This window comes from Streptococcus sp. 27098_8_99 (assembly GCF_041431935.1).
In the GTDB taxonomy this organism is placed as follows: domain Bacteria; phylum Bacillota; class Bacilli; order Lactobacillales; family Streptococcaceae; genus Streptococcus; species Streptococcus parasanguinis_D.
This window is the reverse complement of sequence record NZ_JAPVYQ010000004.1, coordinates 51,224-71,989: the sequence shown is the minus strand read 5'-3', so window position 1 is coordinate 71,989 and position 20,766 is coordinate 51,224. Positions and strand designations below refer to the sequence as shown.

The 20,766-nt window shown below is 43.6% G+C and carries 14 protein-coding genes; 11 read left to right on the top strand and 3 right to left on the bottom strand.

The window, feature by feature from the left end:
* Positions 1 to 112 precede the first annotated feature (112 nt).
* Both O3605_RS03445 and O3605_RS03440 read left to right on the top strand, forming a co-directional pair.
* A complete protein-coding gene (locus O3605_RS03445) occupies positions 113 to 4,507 on the top strand; it encodes a PolC-type DNA polymerase III (RefSeq protein ID WP_350007401.1) in 4,395 nt (1,464 codons plus the stop codon).
* Between the two features lie 286 nt (positions 4,508 to 4,793).
* Positions 4,794 to 5,657 carry a helix-turn-helix domain-containing protein gene (locus O3605_RS03440; RefSeq protein WP_041818440.1) on the top strand — a complete coding sequence of 288 codons (864 nt, stop codon included), beginning with the start codon at positions 4,794 to 4,796 and terminating at the stop codon, positions 5,655 to 5,657.
* A 9-nt stretch (positions 5,658 to 5,666) separates the two neighbouring features.
* Here the strand turns inward: O3605_RS03440 and O3605_RS03435 are convergent, their stop codons facing one another.
* Complete coding sequence (locus O3605_RS03435; RefSeq protein WP_070505352.1) at positions 5,667 to 7,250, bottom strand: ATP-binding cassette domain-containing protein; 1,584 nt, start codon at positions 7,248 to 7,250, stop codon at positions 5,667 to 5,669.
* 191 nt (positions 7,251 to 7,441) lie between these two features.
* Between O3605_RS03435 and O3605_RS03430 the strand changes: the two genes are divergently transcribed.
* The 5 genes from O3605_RS03430 to O3605_RS03410 all read left to right on the top strand — a co-directional run bounded on the left by O3605_RS03430 (position 7,442) and on the right by O3605_RS03410 (position 12,489).
* On the top strand, positions 7,442 to 7,705 hold the full coding sequence (locus tag O3605_RS03430) for a type II toxin-antitoxin system RelB/DinJ family antitoxin (protein WP_003016112.1): 264 nt from the start codon (positions 7,442 to 7,444) through the stop codon (positions 7,703 to 7,705).
* Positions 7,698 to 7,976, top strand: a complete 279-nt coding sequence (locus O3605_RS03425; RefSeq protein WP_003016081.1) for a type II toxin-antitoxin system YafQ family toxin — start codon at positions 7,698 to 7,700, stop codon at positions 7,974 to 7,976. Before O3605_RS03430 ends, O3605_RS03425 begins: the two co-directional genes overlap by 8 nt.
* A 17-nt stretch (positions 7,977 to 7,993) precedes the next feature.
* A complete protein-coding gene (locus O3605_RS03420; protein ID WP_049488740.1) occupies positions 7,994 to 8,143 on the top strand; it encodes a hypothetical protein in 150 nt (49 codons plus the stop codon).
* 150 nt (positions 8,144 to 8,293) lie between these two features.
* Positions 8,294 to 11,146 (top strand): AAA family ATPase, encoded by a 2,853-nt coding sequence (locus O3605_RS03415; protein ID WP_347112347.1) that lies wholly within the window; start codon positions 8,294 to 8,296, stop codon positions 11,144 to 11,146.
* Between the two features lie 101 nt (positions 11,147 to 11,247).
* Positions 11,248 to 12,489 (top strand): aminopeptidase, encoded by a 1,242-nt coding sequence (locus tag O3605_RS03410; RefSeq protein ID WP_070505354.1) that lies wholly within the window; start codon positions 11,248 to 11,250, stop codon positions 12,487 to 12,489.
* A 479-nt stretch (positions 12,490 to 12,968) separates the two neighbouring features.
* On the opposite strand, the gene def is transcribed toward O3605_RS03410, so the two are convergent.
* Together def and O3605_RS03400 are read right to left on the bottom strand one after the other, a co-directional pair.
* Complete coding sequence (gene def / locus O3605_RS03405; protein WP_003004253.1) at positions 12,969 to 13,583, bottom strand: peptide deformylase; 615 nt, start codon at positions 13,581 to 13,583, stop codon at positions 12,969 to 12,971.
* Positions 13,584 to 13,643: 60 nt separating this feature from the next.
* A complete protein-coding gene (locus O3605_RS03400; RefSeq protein ID WP_347112348.1) occupies positions 13,644 to 14,330 on the bottom strand; it encodes a cyclic nucleotide-binding domain-containing protein in 687 nt (228 codons plus the stop codon).
* Positions 14,331 to 14,475: 145 nt separating this feature from the next.
* Here O3605_RS03400 and O3605_RS03395 point away from each other — a divergent pair, with 145 nt between their 5' ends.
* The 4 genes from O3605_RS03395 to O3605_RS03380 all read left to right on the top strand — a co-directional run bounded on the left by O3605_RS03395 (position 14,476) and on the right by O3605_RS03380 (position 20,674).
* Positions 14,476 to 15,639 carry an MFS transporter gene (locus O3605_RS03395; RefSeq protein WP_371585267.1) on the top strand — a complete coding sequence of 388 codons (1,164 nt, stop codon included), beginning with the start codon at positions 14,476 to 14,478 and terminating at the stop codon, positions 15,637 to 15,639.
* A 105-nt stretch (positions 15,640 to 15,744) separates the two neighbouring features.
* Complete coding sequence (locus O3605_RS03390; protein ID WP_371585266.1) at positions 15,745 to 16,896, top strand: MFS transporter; 1,152 nt, start codon at positions 15,745 to 15,747, stop codon at positions 16,894 to 16,896.
* Between the two features lie 2 nt (positions 16,897 to 16,898).
* Positions 16,899 to 17,627 carry a pseudouridine synthase gene (locus tag O3605_RS03385; RefSeq protein ID WP_371585265.1) on the top strand — a complete coding sequence of 243 codons (729 nt, stop codon included), beginning with the start codon at positions 16,899 to 16,901 and terminating at the stop codon, positions 17,625 to 17,627.
* 371 nt (positions 17,628 to 17,998) lie between these two features.
* The gene (locus O3605_RS03380; protein WP_371585264.1) at positions 17,999 to 20,674 is read left to right on the top strand and encodes a Cna B-type domain-containing protein; all 2,676 of its coding nucleotides are present in this window, start codon (positions 17,999 to 18,001) and stop codon (positions 20,672 to 20,674) included.
* Positions 20,675 to 20,766: the final 92 nt, after the last annotated feature.

The following is a 20,766-nucleotide window of genomic DNA, read 5'->3' as shown; positions in this document are numbered from 1 at the left end:
AATCCTTAAATTGTGATAGAATAAGGGTTACGAATGTTTTTGAATGGTCTGTTTTTTCTTAGAGTCAGGCCACTCAAAAGCGAGCAAAAGAATCAAGATCAAGGGAGAAACAATGTCCAACACCTTTGAAATTTTAATGGATCAGCTGGATATGCCGCTGGAGATGCGATCTTCCAGTGCCTTTTTGCATGCGGAGATTCAAGAAGTCGTGGTGCACAAGGTCAGTCGGGTCTGGGAGTTCCGCTTTGCTTTTGCGGAAGTCTTGCCCATTGCTTTGTTTAAGGAATTGCGCCAGCGCTTGAAGGACGAATTTTCAAAGACGGGAAACCAGGCGACCTTTACCATCCAAGTGGCCAATCAGAATTTTTCTACGGATTTATTGCAGGCCTACTACCGTGAGGTCTTTGAGGAAGGACCTTGTGCTAGTCAAGGCTTTAAGGGACTCTACCAAGACTTGCAGGTGCGCGCAGAAGGGCAGGAATTGATCATCTCAGGGCCTTCTTCGGTTGATACGGAGCATTTTCGTAAGAACCATTTGCCCAATCTTGCTAAGCAGTTGGAAGCCTTTGGTTTTCCGCATTTCACCTGTCGAGTGGAGTCTGATGAGGAGTTGACAGAGCAAGAAGTGGCGCAATTTGAGCAGGAAAATGAAAAGATCTTCCAAGCAGCCAATGAAGAGACCTTGCGGGCTATGGAATCCTTGGCCCAGATGGCTCCGCCACCAGCGGTTGAAGAAAAGCCAGTTTTTGACTTCAAGGCTAAGAAGGTGGCAGCTAAACCTAAGCTAGACAAGGCCGAGATCACTCCGATGATCGAGATCACGACAGAAGAGAACCGGATTGTCTTTGAGGGTGTAGTCTTTGACGTGGAGCACAAGGTGACACGGACCGGTCGGGTCTTGATCAGCTTTAAGATGACCGACTATACCTCGAGTTTTTCCCTTCAGAAATGGGTCAAAAATGAGGAAGAAGCCCAGAAGTTTGACATGATCAAGAAGAACAGCTGGCTCCGGGTGCGGGGAAATATCGAAATGAACAATTTCACGCGCGACTTGACCATGAATGTCCAAGATATACAGGAAGTCGTGCACTACGCCCGCAAGGACCTGATGCCAGAAGGCGAGCGCCGGGTGGAATTCCACGCGCATACCAATATGTCGACGATGGATGCCCTGCCGGAAGTCGAAGAGCTGATCGCCAAGGCAGCTGAGTGGGGCCACAAGGCGGTGGCTATCACTGACCATGGCAATGTGCAGAGCTTCCCACATGGCTTTAAAGCAGCCAAGAAAGCTGGGATCCAGCTGATCTATGGGATGGAAGCCAATATCGTAGAGGACAAGGTGCCCATCACCTATAATGAGGTGGACCTGGACCTTAATGAAGTGACTTATGTGGTCTTTGACGTGGAAACGACGGGACTTTCAGCCATCTACAATGACTTGATCCAGGTCGCTGCTTCTAAGATGTACAAGGGCAATGTCATTGAGGAGTTTGATGAGTTTATCGATCCGGGCCATCCTCTGTCCGCCTTTACGACCCAATTGACAGGGATCACCAATGAGCATGTTCGGGGTGCCAAGCCCTTGGTGCAGGTCTTAAAGGAATTTCAGGCCTTCTGTGAGGGAACGGTTCTCGTTGCCCACAATGCTACCTTTGACGTAGGCTTCATGAATGCCAACTATGAGCGTCATGGCCTTCCCAAGATCACCCAGCCGGTCATCGATACCCTGGAATTTGCCCGTAACCTCTATCCAGATTTTAAACGGCATGGATTAGGGCCATTGACCAAGCGCTTTGGAGTAGGCTTGGAGCACCACCACATGGCCAACTACGATGCGGAAGCAACGGGGCGCCTGCTCTTTATCTTCATCAAAGATGTCGCTGAAAAGCATGGGGTGACCAATCTCAAGGACTTGAATATCGATTTGATCGATGAGAATTCTTATAAGAAAGCGCGGGTCAAGCATGCCACCCTCTATGTCAAGAATCAGACCGGCCTTAAGAATATGTTTAAACTGGTCTCACTTTCTGGGACCAAGTATTTCGAAGGAGTCCCACGGATTCCAAAGACCGTGCTGGATGCCCACCGCGAGGGCTTGATCCTTGGATCGGCCTGCTCAGAAGGGGAAGTTTTTGATGCGGTCATGTCGCAAGGTGTAGATGCGGCAGTCGAAGTGGCCAAGTACTACGACTTTATCGAGGTCATGCCGCCGGCTATCTATGCGCCCCTCATTGCCAAGGAGCAGGTCAAGGACATGGACGAGCTCCAGACCATTATCAAGAGCTTGATCGAAGTGGGAGATCGCCTCGGCAAGCCTGTTCTTGCGACAGGAAATGTCCACTATCTGGAACCGGAAGATGAGATCTATCGGGAGATCATTGTCCGTAGTCTCGGTCAAGGGGCTATGATCAACCGGACCATTGGGCACGGAGAAGATGCCCAGCCAGCGCCACTTCCAAAAGCGCATTTTAGAACCACCAATGAAATGCTGGATGAATTTGCCTTTTTGGGAGAAGACTTGGCGCGCAAGATTGTTATTGAAAACACTAATGCACTCGCAGAGACCTTTGAGCCGGTCGAAGTGGTTAAGGGGGACCTCTATACGCCATTTATCGACAAGGCCGAAGAAACAGTTGCGGAATTGACCTATAAGCGAGCCTTTGAGATCTATGGTAATCCGCTCCCTGATATTGTCGATCTGCGAATTGAAAAAGAATTGACCTCTATCTTGGGGAATGGCTTTGCAGTGATTTATCTGGCATCGCAAATGCTGGTGCACCGTTCCAATGAGCGGGGCTACCTGGTTGGATCGCGTGGATCCGTTGGATCCAGCTTTGTGGCGACCATGATTGGGATCACCGAGGTCAATCCGCTCTCGCCTCACTATGTCTGCAGCCAGTGCCAGTACAGCGAGTTCATCACCGATGGTTCTTATGGATCTGGTTTTGATATGCCAGACAAGGATTGTCCAAACTGTGGCCACAAGCTCAGCAAAAACGGGCAGGATATTCCTTTCGAAACCTTCCTTGGTTTCGATGGGGATAAGGTACCCGATATCGATTTGAACTTCTCTGGAGAAGATCAGCCAAGCGCCCACTTGGATGTCCGCGATATCTTTGGGGAAGAATATGCCTTTCGGGCAGGAACGGTAGGTACGGTCGCAGCTAAGACTGCTTACGGTTTTGTGAAGGGCTATGAGCGTGATTTTGGCAAGTACTACCGCGATGCCGAGGTCGAGCGCTTGGCTCTTGGTGCAGCTGGGGTCAAACGGACAACTGGTCAGCACCCAGGGGGAATCGTTGTTATTCCAAACTATATGGATGTCTATGACTTTACTCCGGTCCAGTATCCGGCAGATGATGTGACAGCTGAATGGCAGACCACTCACTTTAACTTCCACGATATCGATGAGAACGTCCTCAAGCTCGATGTCCTGGGACATGATGATCCGACCATGATTCGCAAGCTTCAAGACTTGTCAGGTATTGATCCGAACGATATCCCAATGGATGATCCAGGGGTCATGGCCCTCTTTTCTGGGACGGAAGTGCTAGGGGTGACAGCCGAGCAGATCGGAACGCCGACAGGGATGTTGGGGATTCCAGAGTTTGGGACCAACTTTGTTCGGGGCATGGTCGAAGAGACCCATCCGACGACCTTCGCAGAGTTACTTCAGCTCTCTGGTCTGTCTCACGGTACCGACGTGTGGTTGGGAAATGCCCAAGACTTGATTAAGGCAGGCATTGCCGATCTATCGACCGTTATCGGGTGTCGGGACGACATCATGGTTTACCTCATGCACGCGGGTCTCAAGCCTAAGATGGCCTTTACCATCATGGAGCGCGTGCGGAAAGGGATGTGGCTCAAGATCTCAGAAGAAGAGCGCAACGGTTACATCCAAGCCATGAAGGAAAACAATGTCCCTGAATGGTACATCGAGTCCTGTGGGAAGATCAAGTACATGTTCCCTAAAGCCCATGCGGCGGCCTATGTTATGATGGCCCTTCGTGTGGCCTACTTTAAAGTGCATCATCCACTTTATTACTACTGTGCTTACTTCTCGATTCGGGCCAAGGCCTTTGACATCAAGACCATGGGTGCAGGCCTTGAGGCCGTGAAAGCGCGGATGAAAGAAATCTCTGAGAAACGCAAGAACAACGAAGCTTCCAATGTAGAGATTGACCTCTACACCACCCTTGAGATTGTCAATGAGATGTGGGAGCGGGGCTTCAAGTTTGGTAAGCTAGACCTCTATCGCAGTCAGGCGACAGAATTCTTGATCGATGGGGATACCCTGATTCCACCATTTGTCGCTATGGATGGTCTGGGAGAGAACGTTGCCAAGCAAATCGTGCGAGCGCGTGAAGAAGGAGAATTCCTCTCTAAGACCGAGCTCCGGAAGCGTGGCGGTGTTTCGTCTACCCTGGTTGAAAAGATGGATGAGATGGGCATTCTTGGCAATATGCCAGAGGATAACCAGTTGAGCCTCTTTGATGATTTGTTCTGATGGAGGGAATCCATTCACAAAAGTTGATCCAGTTTCATCTAATTAAGACTTAACAGTAAAACCAGTAGAGATGATTTTTATGATTTTCATTTCTGCTGGTTTTTAGATATGATAGAATATAAATAAGTTTTTATCCAGAGACTAAAACTTTAGGAAGTTATATATTGAAATTATCAAAAATGATCGCTATAAATTATTAATAATGATACTCTCAAACAAGAGTAGGCTTAACGGAAGTAGTGTTTGCTATACCTTAATAACTTTTCGATATGGAATGGAGATAAGTATGATTTTAGGTGAAACTTATAGGAAAATAAGAGAAGAAAAGGGAATTTCTATTTCTTCATTAGCAGGTGCTGAAATTTCAAAATCTCAAATATCTAGATTTGAATTAGGAGAAACAGAGATTTCTGTCTTTAAGTTATTGTATCTTCTTGAAAGAATAGGAGTAACACTAGAGGAATTTCTGCTTATCTGTAATCATTATCAACCTTCGGATTTTAATACCTTAATAGCTTCTGTTAAACAGGCCGCATATAATGAAGATTCTCAAGCATTACTAGATATGGTAGAGAAAGAAATAGAACTTTTTCATAGGACAAATTCTCATTACCATAAATTAAATGCTATTTTCATTGAAAGTATTGTTTCGGGAATGGATAAGAATCATCAATTGAGTCGTCAAGACGCCTCTTATCTTACAAACTATTTATTTTCTGTTGAAAACTGGGGTTATTACGAAACGCTCATCCTTGGAAATTGCTGTCGTGTTCTATCTCCAGATTTATTATTTAGATATGCCAAAGAGGCGCTCAAAAAAGGGAAGTTGTATAGCTCTATACCTAAAAATAGACAATCTCTCATTCAACTACTTCTCAATTCTTTGATTATAATGATTGAGAACGACTTATATGAGGAATCTTTATTTTTAAAACAGGCTACGAAGAATATATTAGCGGATTCCACAGATTTTTTTGAACAAACTATTTTGCTGTATTTAGATGGATATTTGGAACTAAAATTCTATCATAATCAAAAATCACTTTTAAAAATCGAAGAAGCTTTAAAAATTTTCGAACTCTTCAATAAAACAATCTACAAAAATTACAAAGAATACTTTGAGAAACACATCATTCATTTAGTAGACTAGGCCATTTATCTATAGGGTAATAACGTGATCAAACTCTTCCAATATTTCTGGATTTTGATCATGAGTAATGACAATAACAATTGCATCTTTAATGGATAGAATGTAGTCCATCATTGCTTTGGCTTTTATTGGATCAAGGTTGCTTGTAGGTTCGTCAAAAATATATACAGAATATGGTTTGGCTAAAAACCTAGCTAAATCAATTCGTTGCTTTTCTCCTTCTGAAATGGTTTGATTTGATTGAGATAGACTCTTATTAAGGAAGTCTTCACTAAATCCTAAGGCTTTTCTTAATTTTTCAGTTAAATAAAGGTTTCTGGACAGTTTGATATTCTCTAGGATATTTCCTTCAATCAGAAAATCATTTTTTTGCACAAATGCAATATCTTTATATAACTCCTCTGAGGGAATATCAATATTCTGTTTTCCGTTGATTTTTATTTCCCCATCATAAAGATTTTTGGAATAATAGTTTAGTATTAATTTTACTAAAGTTGTTTTCCCAGCTCCTGAAGCACCTATAATCGCATAGCGTTTGCCTTTTTTAAATTCATAGGAAAAATGATCAAATAATATTTTATTTTCAATTTCATAATGTAATTGGCTAATAGAAATGGTCGAAATGTTATCACAATCAATTGTCCTTGTTTTATGGAAAAGTTCATGATTTGTCTCATATAAATTTTCTTGGATATTATCAATAATGGACTTGCTACTGCTGATTAAATTTTTATTGTAAAGAATAGATTGTAATGGAGCAAAAACACCGTTTAATAATTGAATACTTGCTACTAGTAATCCAATAGTCAGTAAGTTATTTCTTACAAAAAAGATACCAGCAACCATACAGGATAGTTGAGAGCCAAAACTTAGTAAAATTCCAGTAGTTGAAGCTAAGTCTTTTAAGAATTGATATGTTTTTCTGGACTCTTCAAATTCTAAACTGATTTCCTGAATTTTTTCTTGGGTCCAGCTTTGAATATTTAATAACTTAATTTGTTCAAAACCATTAATAAAGTTTGTCATTTTTGACAAATAGTGATTATTTTGTAGAGAATAATTATTTGTTGATTTAGTCATTAACTTTCCAGGAATTTGTGATAGAAAAATCGTTATACTCGACAATAAAAGAAAGACTAATGCTAATCGCCATTCTATATAAATAATAGCAACCACACTCATGATAAGGCTCCCTAAATTTGCAATTAGAGAGATTTTAGGGATTAATAAATTTTCTTGAATAAGGTCACTGTTTTTGGTGATATTATTTAAGAAATCTGAATGGTTACGGTTGTCAATTTGGTTAAATTCACGCGATAAATAATGTAATAAGAGACGCCTTTTTAGATCTAAAATAACTTTTTTTACATATTGGTTTTTAAGATAGGAATAGGAACAAGAAATCAAGAACCACAGTAAAATCGAACTTACACAAATAGTGATATGAAAGAGTAATCCACTATTTGAATTAGATATACTATCAAGTATTCTTCCTAATTGGAGAGAGAAGAATGTCATTAAAAGAGCACTTGTCAGACTTAATAAAATAAGCAAGAAATATAGTAATTTATATTGTTTCGTAATCTGCTTCATATTTTTCACCTCTTAATATATGATAGCAACATTATATTCTAAAACTAAAACTCAGGCTGAGATCTCCCATATTTGGGATACTAATTTTATTTCTTTACTATATTTTAGTTTACAGCTATCCATTGTATATCCTATGGATTTACAATAGCCTTCTTTTTTGATACAATAAAAGATAGAAAGAAGGTGAGAATATGTCAAAGACGAGCATGAGTATCCGTTTGGATAGTGAGGTTAAGGAGCAAGCCCAACTGGTATTTAATCATTTAGGGATGGATATGACCACGGCTATCAACATTTTCCTTCGTCAGGCTATTCAATATCAGGGCTTACCTTTTGATGTTCGATTAGACGATCGTGGTAAGTTGCTCCAAGTAGTAACGGATGTAGAGCAAAATCGGAATATGAGTCAGCCCTTTGAATCGGTCTCAGACTTGATGGAGGACTTGCGTGCTTAAGATTCGTTATCATAAACAGTTTAAAAAAGATTTTAAGTTAGCAATGAAGCGAGGTTTGAAGGCAGAACTGTTAGAAGAAGTTTTGAATTTTCTGGTTCAAGAAAAAGAACTTCCTGTCAGATATCGTGACCATCAATTGACCAATTCCAAGCATTTCCAAGGTGTTCGGGAGTGTCATATCCAGCCGGATTGGCTTTTGGTTTACAAAGTAGATCAGGATGAATTGATTTTAAACTTGCTGAGGACAGGAAGTCACAGTGATTTGTTCTAGAAACAAAGGAGGAGAACATGAAGTTAGAAATTTTTGCAGAAGACAAACCAGCTGAAAAAGTCTTTGAGTACAAGCTAGAAGTGGCAGACAATGTGCTGCTCCTTTCCACTGCCATGCTCTCAGGAGTGATTGCTCTAGCCAGCTTGTTTTCAGCCTTGAAAGATTAACTGACAGCCTCTATTTTCCTTTTGAAAATAGAGGTTTTTCAGTCCTTTCAGATCTGATAAGTGTTTTCTTTGGTACTGGATTGTGTTACAATTTTTAGTAACAAGTGTTTATAACAAGGAAACAGAAAAGATGAAACAAAGGAGAAGCGCGTGGCAAGATATTTAGTAGGGCCTTACAACAATAGTTGGAACTTTATGGATGCGCTTGAAAAAGCGCAGGATGGAGATACCATCGAGTTTGAAAATGGGTATGTGTTTCAATGGCCGACAGATGAGGTAATTGTGATCAACAAGAGCCTTCATTTTGTGGGGCATGTAGTTCCAAATCCAAATGGTAATGGGCGCATGTTTAACAACACGATTGAGGCTTCTTTCCGATTTGTAGAGGGAGCTCAGGTGACATTTGAAGATCTGTGGTTTAAAGTTGGTGGGAACTATACTGCCTTGACCTTATGGAATGAGTCAGCTATCACTTGTAAACAGGTCTATTTTGAAATTACCACTCCGACAAATAGTGAATTTTTTATCTATATGGATACGCATTCGAAAATGACATTGGATGGAGTTGGGATGAAGGTTCCGGAAAAACACCAAAGTGTCATCGGAATGTCAGCATCAGAACTGTCCATTCAAAATTCAACGATTTTTTCTAAGATAGATCTGTCAGAAGGATCTAAATTGACCTTAGAAAATGTCCATATTGAAAAATTTGGGAATAATACGATCCATGCCAAGGACTCAGAAGTGATCGCAAAAAATTCAACGATTACAGGCGGGGATCTGGAAAAGGACTTTCCACCAGTTTGGTTGAGGAATGTCATCTGGGAGTCTGAAAACTGTAAAATTGAGTTGCCTACTGGAACTGGAGTCTGTCTTGACAATAATGTTCAATTCAATTCGGATTCCGATCGTATCACCTCTCTCAATGCATTCAATAGTATGATCCGAGCTCACCAGGCTACATTTTCAGAATTTTTATGCGTCTATGAAGAGTCCTTTGCTTCCCTGACTGGAGAAACGACCTTCTTGAATGAGAATGCCCAAACCATTTCGTTTGGAGTTTTTGATGATGGTGTGCTGATGGCTGAGCATATGATTTGTCATAAGATTGCGGATCCTAATATACGGCTTCAAGGTGGAGCCTTTGCGAAGGTGGGCACCGTGACCTATAGGCAAGGCGATGCGCGTGATCTGACCAAGGAAATCGAGGATGACTGTGACTATCTTGTTGGCAGAGAAGTGGCCAAGGGCAATGCGCAAGTCGTTCCTACGGGACAGACGACGGATGCAACGGTGGCTCCAACCACCGCAAGAGACTCTGGTCCAGAGAAGAAACAAGATGCTCTTCAAGAACTCAATAGCCTGATTGGTCTTGAAAAAGTCAAACATGAGATCAAGAAAATGATCAACATGGTGGAATTTAACAAGAAACGAATCGCTAGTGGCAAGGCACCTGAAAAGCAAACCTTGCATGCTGCCTTTATGGGAAATCCTGGTACAGGGAAAACCACTGTGGCCCGTCTGTTGGGACAAGTGCTCTTTGATGCGGGTGTCCTCTCAGGGGAAGAATTCCGTTTCGTGGAAGCAACGGAGTCCGATCTGATTTCTTCGAATATTGGAGGAACGGCTGAACAGACCCAAGCCCTGCTTGAAAAAGCGCGAGGAGGCATTCTCTTTATTGATGAAGCCTATAGCTTGGATAAAAAGGACAGCGGTGCGGACTTTGGGATCGAGGCGATCAATACCATCCTCAAATTTATGGAGGACAATCGTGACGACATCATGATTATCTTTGCCGGCTATACCAAGGAAATGGAGGAGTTCTTAAAGACCAATCCAGGCCTTCGTTCTCGGGTACCAAATAATTTCATCTTTGAAGATTTCACAGGAGATGAGATTGTCCAACTAGGTGAAATGATCCTAAGCAAAGGGGACTACAAACTCGAAGACCGGGATTACTATGCGCGGCATGTTAAGCGGGCTTATGATGGCTCGCTAGATAAGAGCAATGGACGCTGGATCCGTAATCTGGATGAGCAATTGACCAAGACCATGGCGGATCGGGTGGTGGCCCAAGGTTCTGACGATATTGAGACCATCCTCAATAGCGATATCGATGCTGTCCTTAACCAAGGTAAGTATCAAGCAGGAGCCGACAAGGAAGAAGATGGGATGGCTGCCCTCAACCGTTTGGTTGGAATTGCCAAGGTGAAAGAGCAAGTCGAACAATTCGTAGCCATGGCTGAGTTCAACCAAAAACGGGCTGAACAAGGTGGCATCGTCGAAGACACGACCTTGCACTCTCTCTTTCTTGGAAATCCTGGTACAGGGAAGACTACCGTGGCCCGCATTTTGGGCAATATCCTCTTCCAAAAAGGGGTTATCAAACAGAAGAAATTCATCGAAGTTTCGCGGAGCAATCTGGTTGGAGGCTACCAAGGTCAAACAGCTTTGAAGACGCGCGAAGTCCTAGAAAGTGCACTGGGGGGAGTCCTCTTTATCGATGAGGCCTATACGCTCTATACCGGTTTAAATGACGATTTTGGGAAAGAAGCCTTGGACGAAGTCCTCAAATTTATGGAGGACCACCGCCGCGATATCGTTATTATCTTTGCTGGTTACACAAAAGAGATGCACGACTTCTTGCAGGTCAATTCAGGTCTGCAAAGCCGGATCCCGACTACATTTGATTTTGAAGACTACAGCCCAGATGAGATCGTTGAGATCGGTCTGTTAGGATTGCGTAAGCAAGGTTACCAGGTCAATGAAGCCCTTTATGGAGAGATTGTGAAAGGAAATTATATGCGTGCCAATGACCATAGTAATGGTCGCTGGGTTCGCAATCTCAATGAAAAACTCTTGCGCCAAGTATCAACTCGGGTAACCCGTGAAGGTAGTACAGACTACAATTCCATTTTGGATCAAGATTTGGAAGCTTTGAGAGAGAATAGCAGTTCAGAGCAACCCCATACCGTGGATGATCAAGGCTATGTTCTTCCTTAAGCTAGAAGGAACAAGAAAAAGGATTCTGCAGGAGCGGAATCCTTTTTGCATGGACTTATGGTATACTAGGAGAAGATTATTCACTTATGAAGGAGAAAGCAATGGTTTTACCAAATTTTAAAGAAAACCTCAAAAAATACGCTAAATTGTTGGTGGCGAACGGCATCAACGTGCAACCTGGCCATACCTTGGTCTTGAACATTGATGTGGAACAAAGAGAATTGGCCCACTTGATTGTGAAGGAAGCCTATGCATTGGGGGCGCACGAAGTGATTGTCCAATGGGCAGATGATTTTACTACCCGGGAAAAATTCCTCCATGCACCGATGGATCGCTTGGACAACGTGCCTGACTACAAGATCGCGGAAATGAACTACCTCTTAGACCACAAGGCTAGTCGCTTGGGTGTGCGCTCGTCTGATCCAGGTGCCTTAAATGGTGTTGATGCAGAGAAGCTTTCTGCCTCTGCCAAGGCTTTGGGCATGGCCATGAAACCAATGCGCATCGCAACTCAATCCAACAAGGTCAGCTGGACCGTTGCTGCAGCAGCAGGTTTAGAATGGGCGAAAAAGGTCTTCCCAAATGCGGCGAGCGATGAAGAAGCAGTGGATCTCCTGTGGGATCAAATCTTCAAGACTTGCCGGGTGTACGAAGAAGATCCAGTCAAGGCTTGGGAAGAGCATGCTGCTATTCTCAAGAGCAAGGCAGATACACTGAATAAGGAACAATTCTCAGCCCTTCACTACACAGCGCCTGGTACAGATTTGACTCTTGGCTTGCCGAAGAACCACGTCTGGGAATCTGCCGGAGCCATCAATGCCCAAGGTGAAAGCTTCTTGCCAAACATGCCGACAGAAGAGGTCTTCACAGCTCCTGACTTCCGCCGCGCAGAAGGTTATGTAACTTCTACAAAACCGCTTAGCTACAATGGGAACATCATCGAAGGCATCAAAGTGACCTTTGAAAATGGAGAAATTGTGGATATCACAGCTGAAAAAGGCGATCAAGTTATGAAAGACTTGGTCTTCAAAAACAAGGGAGCGCGTGCCTTGGGTGAATGTGCCCTCGTACCAGATCCAAGCCCAATTTCACAATCAGGCATTACCTTCTTTAACACTCTCTTTGACGAAAATGCCTCTAACCACTTGGCCATCGGAGCAGCCTATGCAACCAGCGTAGAAGGTGGCGCAGAGTTCACAGAAGAAGAACTCGAAGTAGCCGGCCTCAACCGCTCAGATGTCCACGTCGACTTCATGATCGGCTCAAGCCAAATGGATATCGACGGCATCCGAGAAGACGGCACCCGCGTCCCAGTCTTCCGCAACGGAGATTGGGCAATATAGGGAGCAGGACAGAAATCGGTAGACGCAGTCTCGATTTCGTAGTCCTGCCCCCACACAGTTGATTAGACTGGACGAAGAACCGAAAGGTTCGAGTGCCGTCAATCAACCACTGTGCCGAGAAACAGAAATCAGTAACTCGAAGAGTTTGATTTCTACCTCGCTTTTCGGTTTTAATGCTCGGGCAAAAAAGGTCCGCAGGACCTTTTTAGTACCCCCGCACAGTTGATTAGGAAGTACGAGTACCGCAGGTAGGAGTAGTTCCAATCAACCACTGCGCCAAGAGACAGAAATCGGTAGACGCAGTCTCGATTTCGTAGTCCTGCCCCCACACAGTTGATTAGACTGGACGAAGAACCGAAAGGTTCGAGTGCCGTCAATCAACCACTGTGCCGAGAAACAGAAATCGGTAGACGCAGTCTCGTAAAAAAAGTAAGGTAGTAGTGATGATTCACTACTACCTTACTTTTTTGTCATTTGCGCTATTCTAAAATCAAGAGTCCTTCTTTGATTTCAAATGGGTTGTTTGGGTTGATGCGGTCATAGAACATGATACCGTTGGTGTGGTCGATTTCATGTTGAACGACGATGGAGTTGTATCCCTTGAGTTTGATGCGTTTCTTTTCCCCATCTTTTGTGAAATACTCAACTGTCACGCGGGCATGGCGAACCACATAGCCTGGGACGTTGCGGTCTACAGAGAGACAGCCTTCCCCGTCGCCAAGAGCCGCATCTTGAACAGAATGGGCGACAACCTTTGGATTGTACATGACTTCTTGAAGGCTATAGGCTTCTTTTGGTGGGTTTCCATCGGCATCTTCTGGATTGGGAACCAAAACAGCGATGATTCGTTTAGAGATATCCAGCTGAGGGGCAGCGAGCCCCACTCCTCCACGGAGGCCAAGTTTTTCAGCCATAACAGGGTCTTGAGAATGGTGCAAGAATTGCATCATTTTTTCACCCAGGATAATTTCCTGATCAGACAAAGGGAAGGTCACGTCTTCTGCAACAGCTCGAAGTGTTGGATTTCCTTCGCGGATAATGTCATCCATATCAATCAAATGGGATGCTCTTGTAACTTTTTCAATTGCTTTCATCGTTTTACTCTCACTTTCTTTCTACCCTCCATGATAACACAAAAGAGCCTAAAATTAAAGTTATCTGTCGACGGTTTCCGCATGTTTGATGGACAAATCATTCATCCTTTTTGCATCTAAAATCGTATAGACTCGCCCTTCTCTTTGGACTAAGCCCTCTTCGATCATCTGCTTGATGACACGGCTAAGGTGGCGGTAGCTGATCCCAAAACGCAGGGCCAGCTGATTCATCTTGGGCTTGAGGGTCCCATTTTCATCGCAATGCTCCAGAAAATGCGAGGCGAGGCGTTCCTTGACCGAATAATGAAAGTTGGCAGGAGCCAAATAGTTGATCTGGTGTAATTTCTCAGCCAAGGTCTTGGCCGTAGAGCGCAAAAAGGTTGGATCAAGCAGGAGGCGCTTCTTAAAGTGCAGGGCTGGGAGCTGGACGACTAGCGAGTCTTGGTCTGCAATGACTGATGAGATACAGACCCGATCGAGCAGGAGCTCAATCTCTCCTAAGAGTCCAGGTTTTTCTTGGATTTCAAGGATGGTGTCGCTGCCATTCTCAAGACTGTGGATAATCTTGAGCCGGCCTTTGAGAAAATAAGGAATGACATCTTGCTCAGAGCCTTGGCGGCAGATATAATCTCCAGCCTGGTAGAGAACGAGGTCCAGTTGGCTGAGGCAGTCGCCCGGAAAGATCTGGTCCAATTGGTAGTCTGTGATGATTTCCTTGAGTCTTGTAGATGGGGAAATTTTTTTCATCTCAATCTCCTAAAATAGGACAAATGTCCTGTTTTTCTATTTCTAAATTGATTATACTAGGATTCTATTGAAAATACTAGTTTGAATCTTTTCTGAAAAAACTAGTAAAATCAAATGTTACCAGTAAAGTGTAGGAAATAAAAAAATGAAAAAAACAATGGAAAGAATCAGTCTCTTGAGTTTGTCGCTCATGCTGATCTCATCCTTTTCAATTACAGCCGGTTTGCCAGCTATGAAGGCCTATTTTAGCCAATTCGGATATTCAGCAGGCCAGGTGGAACTCTTGGTTTCCCTGCCGGCCTTTGCGGTTGTGGTCATGCTCTTTTTAAATAGCCTGATCGAGCGATGGATGAGTGAGCGCCAGATGATTGTCGCAGGGCTCTTGCTCTTTTCAACTAGTGGCCTTGTGCCTTTGGTCGTGCAGGACTATCCTCTCATCTTTCTTAGTCGTTTGGTTTTTGGTTTGGGGACAGGAATGATCAATGCCAAGGCTATTTCGATTATCAGTGAGCGCTACTCAGGAAATGACAAGACTCGGATGCTGGGCTATCGGGGGTCTGCTGAAGTGGTGGGCTCTGCCATCTTGACTTTTATTGTTGGACAACTCTTACCCCTAGGCTGGCCAGCGATCTTTGCTGTATATGGAGGTGGTTACTTGATTTTACTCCTCTATATCCTTTTTGTCCCCTATCCTAAGGGGAAAAAACAGGCTAGCTTGAAGGAGAAAAAGAAAGGTTTCGCACGCCTTCGCTCCCCTCAATGGCGTTTTAGTCTGATGCTAGCTGTGATTGCTGGTATCATCATTTGTTTCAATTCCATCATTAGCCTGCGCGTGCCGGATATCATTGTTGACGCTCGTATGGGAACGGCGACAACAGCTGGAACAGTCCTAAGTCTGATGCAATTGACAGGGATTGTAGCGGGAGTGGGATTTGCTAGTTTGACACATGTTTTCAAAAAGAACTTGCTCATGATCATGTGCTTTGGTTTCGGTCTAGCTTTAGCCTTGATTGGCTTGTCTGGACAGCTGTGGAGCCTGGTTCTAGGAACCCTCTTGGCAGGATTTACCTACAGTACGGGGGTCACCAGTATCTTCTATCACTTATCTGAAAAAATTCCGACTAATCTCCTGAATCTTGCGACCTCGCTTGTCTTGATTGGCTGCAATCTCGGATCAGCCGTCTCTTCTTTCTTCATCCAGTTGGTGACGCCACTAGCTCCTTCCAATCATCTGCTCTTTGTCTGGATTGGTGCTTTGATGCTCCTAACAGGAGTCTTCGCCTCACAATTACTAGCACGAACGAAATGATGGAGAAATCATTTCGTTTTTTTAATTCAATCTATTGCGTCCTGTCACTAGCTCGTGTTATTATAGGAGGAGTGTGAAAAAAAGATTAGTTTAAAGGAAAAAATAATGAAAAGAATCATGGAGAAAGTGAGTATTCTCGCGCTTTCATTTATTTTGACGACCTCGTTTTCGATTTCGAGTGCGCAGTCGGCCATGTTTGCCTATTACAAGGGGATTCCTCACAGCATGATTGAGCTCTTGGTCTCGCTTCCTTCTGCAGGGATCATGGTTTCACTCATCTTCAATAAATGGATTGGGCGACTATTTTCAGAGCGTCAGATGATTGTGATAGGCCTAGTCGCTTACGCTCTATGTGGCTTTATTCCCTTAATCAGTCCAGCTTATCCGGTTGTCTTTTTGTCTCGGATTATTTTCGGGATGGCGGTTGGCTTGCTCAATGTTTCTGCCATTGCCATTATCAGTGAGCGCTATAAAGGAAAAGAACGTGTCCAAACCCTTGGCATTCGTGGTTCTGCAGAGGTTGTTGGGACGGCCGTTTTAACCTTTGGAGTCAGCCTTTTGATTCGCTTTGGCTGGCAGGCTGCCTTTCTCGTCTACGGTATCAGTATTCCAATCTTGCTCTTGTATCTCTTATTTGTCCCTTATGGTTCGAAAACAGTTGGTGTAGAGGAGAAACATCGGAATGATCAGATGACAGCTAGTCAATGGTGGACAGCGCTCGGCTTAGCAGTCGTTGCGGCAGCTATCGTCTTGTCCAATGTTATGATCACCGTTCGGATTCCAAGTGTGGTCGAGCAAGTAGGGCATGGTACTGCCCAAACTGCTGGGATTATTTTAGCAGCCATGCAATTTGTTGGGATCTTGGCAGGTTTGGCCTTCTCGCCCTTGACCCAGCTCTTCCGCGATCGTTTATTATTGGTTTCGGGTGTAGCTTTTGGTGTGGCCCAACTGTTGATCGGCGTCTCTCCAAATCTCTTGATTCTTGCCCTTGTAACCATCGCTTCTGGCTTCGCCTACAGTGTAGCTCTTACAACAGTTTACAATGTCTTATCAGATAAGATGCCAGCAGGGGTCTTGAGCCATGCAACATCCATTGCGGTTTTGGGATGTAGTACAGGTTCGATCGCAACGACCTTTGTCCTTAGTCTATTAGGGACTATCTCATCTGCTCCAGCCTTTATTTTTGGATTTTCTGGTATCCTCATGATCCTGATTTCCTTTTTTGGCCTTTGGATTGTGCGAAAGAGCGGGAAGTAATCATGCGGCTAGATAAATTTTTAGTGGATTGTGGCGTGGGGAGTAGGACCGAGGTCAAGCTGCTTCTCAAGCAAAAGAAAATCGCAGTGAATGGAAAAAAAGAGACAGCAGGGAAGCTACAGATTGATCCAGACAAGGATCAGGTGACCTTTATGGGGGAAAATCTGGTCCATGAAACCTTTGTGTATTATCTGCTTAATAAACCAGCTGGAGTCATCTCAGCGACTGAGGATGACCATCACCAAACTGTCTTGGATCTACTGGATGAGACAGCCCGTCACAAGGAAGTCTTTCCTGTCGGGCGCCTAGATATCGATACCCATGGCTTGCTCCTTTTGACCAATAATGGGAAGCTTGCCCATGCCATGCTTTCACCGAAGAAGCATGTGTCGAAGGTCTACCGTGCCCAGGTGGCTGGGATCATGGATGAGGCAGATGTGGCCCGTTTTGAAGCAGGCATTGCCCTCAAAGATTTCACGACTTTGCCTGCGAGATTGCAGATCTTAGAGGTGGATGAGACAAGCGCCAGTTCCTATGTCGAAATTGAAATTGCAGAAGGAAAATTCCATCAGGTCAAGCGCATGGTTGCTGCCTGTGGCAAGGAAGTAGTGGATTTAGAGCGGATCTCGATGGGTCCTCTAAGGCTAGATCCCACTCTTCAATTGGGAGAATGGCGGAGACTCCATCCTTCTGAACTCAAGTCCCTAGAGGTATTCGGAGTTCCCTTATAAGCAAAAAACCAAGAGGCTGGGACAAAAGTCCTAGCCTCTCAATTGTCTTTGGATTGTCGAGCAAGACGCAGTGGTTGAGTGGGCTCTACTACGCTGATTTCATCAGCTTTTACAGCCCTACTCAACTGTGCGGAGGTGGGACGACGAAATCGAATTCTAACGAATTACCTATTTCTGTCCCACTCTCTATTTTTCTTTGTATCAAAAAAATGTACTTAAAATACAAAAAGCATATATATTAGCTTGTCTTCTCAAAGTAAATCGATTATAATGAAAAAAGATGGGTTGTGTATAAAATCACAATATGTAGTGATAATTTTTCGACTCACATACCTTATCTAGTAAACGTAGAAAAAGGAGAAAAATCGTTTATGAAAAAGTGGCTCTATTCTGTTGTGACAACAGTTGCCCTATTTTTACTAGCGGCTTTAGGATTTGCCAAACCCAATAGTCCAGCTAAAGTCCATGCAGATACGATCAATGATGTTGTGACATCTGTAAACATATCGAAATCAACTGGTGGAGCGATTACAGATCCACTCGGTGTTTGGGAGAGTTTTCAAGTTGAAGCAAACTTTGTGTTGCCGAATGGACGTGTAAAAAAGGGAGATCAGACCGTTATCCAACTTGGAGATGACTTTAAGGTCTTTGAAACGGACACCATCGACCTGCTGGATCCAAGTGGTCAAAAAGTTGCGACAGCAACGGTAGATGATCAAAGAAAAGTCATTACTGTAACCTATACGGATTATCCTGAAAGAATGGCCAATGTGACAGGGAAACTGCGTTTCTTTGCGCGTGTAGACCATCAAGTTGTCAAAGGACAAAAGACGCTCGATTTCACTCTGACGGTTGATAATAAGACCATTTCAGGTGGAAAGGTCGATTACAAAGGGGTCAATCCAGGGGAGTATCCTCCAACTCCAGAAGTCTTTAGCAAATGGGGTTGGACCAACTCAGATAATAAATTAAAATTGACCTATACCTTGAACATCAATCAAGGTCACACTGCCCTTCATAATATTGATATTAAGGACCAATTGGCCTTTACAGATGGAAAAATCAAAGCAGATTCTGTCAACATCCATACTGGAACTTGGCAGATCGATAACGAAGATGGTGCCTATCATTTACGAGATACCACAAATGTCACTAAAAATTATTCCCCTGTTGTCAGTGCCGATGGTCAATCTCTAACGGTTCATATCGGAGATCTAGCTCCAGAACAAGGAATGACGATTCGTTATGATGTTTATTTGGACAAGGTCCCAGCCATCAATAAATCCTTTAAAAACAATGCTAGCATGACAGCTACAGAAATCAAGGAGCAAAATAAGGTTGCAGACATTCTGTATCAATTCCTTGATGGAGATTTTAATGGTGAGAAATATTCCTTCACTATTCATAAAAAAGGTGAAAATGGTCAAGCGCTTGCAGGTGCCGTCTTTGCTGTGACAGCAGATGATACAGGTGAGCAAGTTGGAACCATTACGACAGATGAGAATGGTGTTGGCACCATTACGGGTTTGATCAAGCAAGCTTATACGGTTAAAGAAATTCAAGCTCCGACAGGATATGTGCTCTCTGAAAAACCTATCAAGATCAGCAAGGATGATTTTGGAAATGACCTCGCGATTTCTCGTGATGTCGTAAACCAAAAAGAAAAAACAAGCGTTGCTGGTCAAAAGACATGGAATGATAATGATAACCAAGATGGCAAGCGTCCATCAAAAATCACCGTCAATCTCCTAGCAAATGGTGTCAAAGTCGCTTCCAAAGAAGTGAAACCAGATGCTGCAGGAACCTGGGCTTATCAGTTTGATAATCTCGATGTGGTCGATGATGCTGGTAATGTCATTGCCTACACTGTTTCAGAAGAACCTGTTGAAGGCTATGAAATAACTATCGAAGGAACCAATATTACCAACACTCGTACACCAGAAGTTGTTGAAATTCCAGTAACGAAGATCTGGAAAGATAATGATAATCAAGATGGTGTTCGTCCTGACAAGGTCACTGTTCGTCTCCTTGCAGATGGTACAGAAGTAGCTAGCCAAGAGCTAAGTGCAGCGACTGATTGGAAGACAGTCTTTACCAATCTTCCAAAATACAATCACGGTAAACAAATTCTCTACACAGTCACAGAAGACACAGTAGCCAATTACTCTGCTGCGATTGATGGAACAACTATTACCAATAGCTACAAGCCAGGTAAAACCAGCGTCACTGTTACAAAACGTTGGGAAGACAACAATGACCAAGATGGGAAACGTCCAAACATCATTAAGGTACAGCTTTATGCAGACGACAAAGCTCAAGGAAAAGAAGTGGAACTTTCTGCTAAAAATAACTGGACTCATACCTTTAGCAATTTGCCTCTAAAAGCGAAAGGCAAAGAGATTCAGTACCAAGTGAAAGAAGTTGGAACAGTCAAAGGCTATACTAGTACGGTTGATGACAGTAACAAGGGAAATGTAGTGATCACTAATAGCCGCACGCCAGAAGTAACGGAAGTAGCGGTTAAGAAGATCTGGGATGACGCAGACAACAAAGAGGGTCTTCGTCCTGAAAAAATCACAGTTCGTCTCCTTGCGGATGGTCAAGAAGTGGCTGTAAAAGAAATCACAGCTACTGATAATTGGCAGGCAAGCTTTACGGATCTACCCGTATACAAGGAAGGTAAGAAGATTACTTACACCATTACAGAGGATCCAGTAGTTGACTATACAACAACTATTGATGGTTTCACGGTAACCAACCGTCATAGGCCACCAACAACACCTCCGACCACTCCACCAAGTACACCACCAAGTACACCGCCAAGTACACCGCCAACGACACCACCGACCACTCCACCAACAACACCTCCTACAACGCCTCCAAGCACACCGGAAAAACCAGAAACTCCAACCACACCAAGAGAAGGAAAGAAAAAAATTCTCCCATCAACTGGTGAAGTTGTTGCATACGGGTTGACCATACTCGGTGCACTTTTAGCAGTTTTTGCTTTGGCTTTGCTCTTGCGTGGTAAACGGAAAGAAAAATAAGATTCATACCATTAAAAGACAAATATCCTAAAAGATATTTGTCTTTTTGAATAAGTTGCTAGAAGAATGCTCCATCAAACCGTTCAAATTCT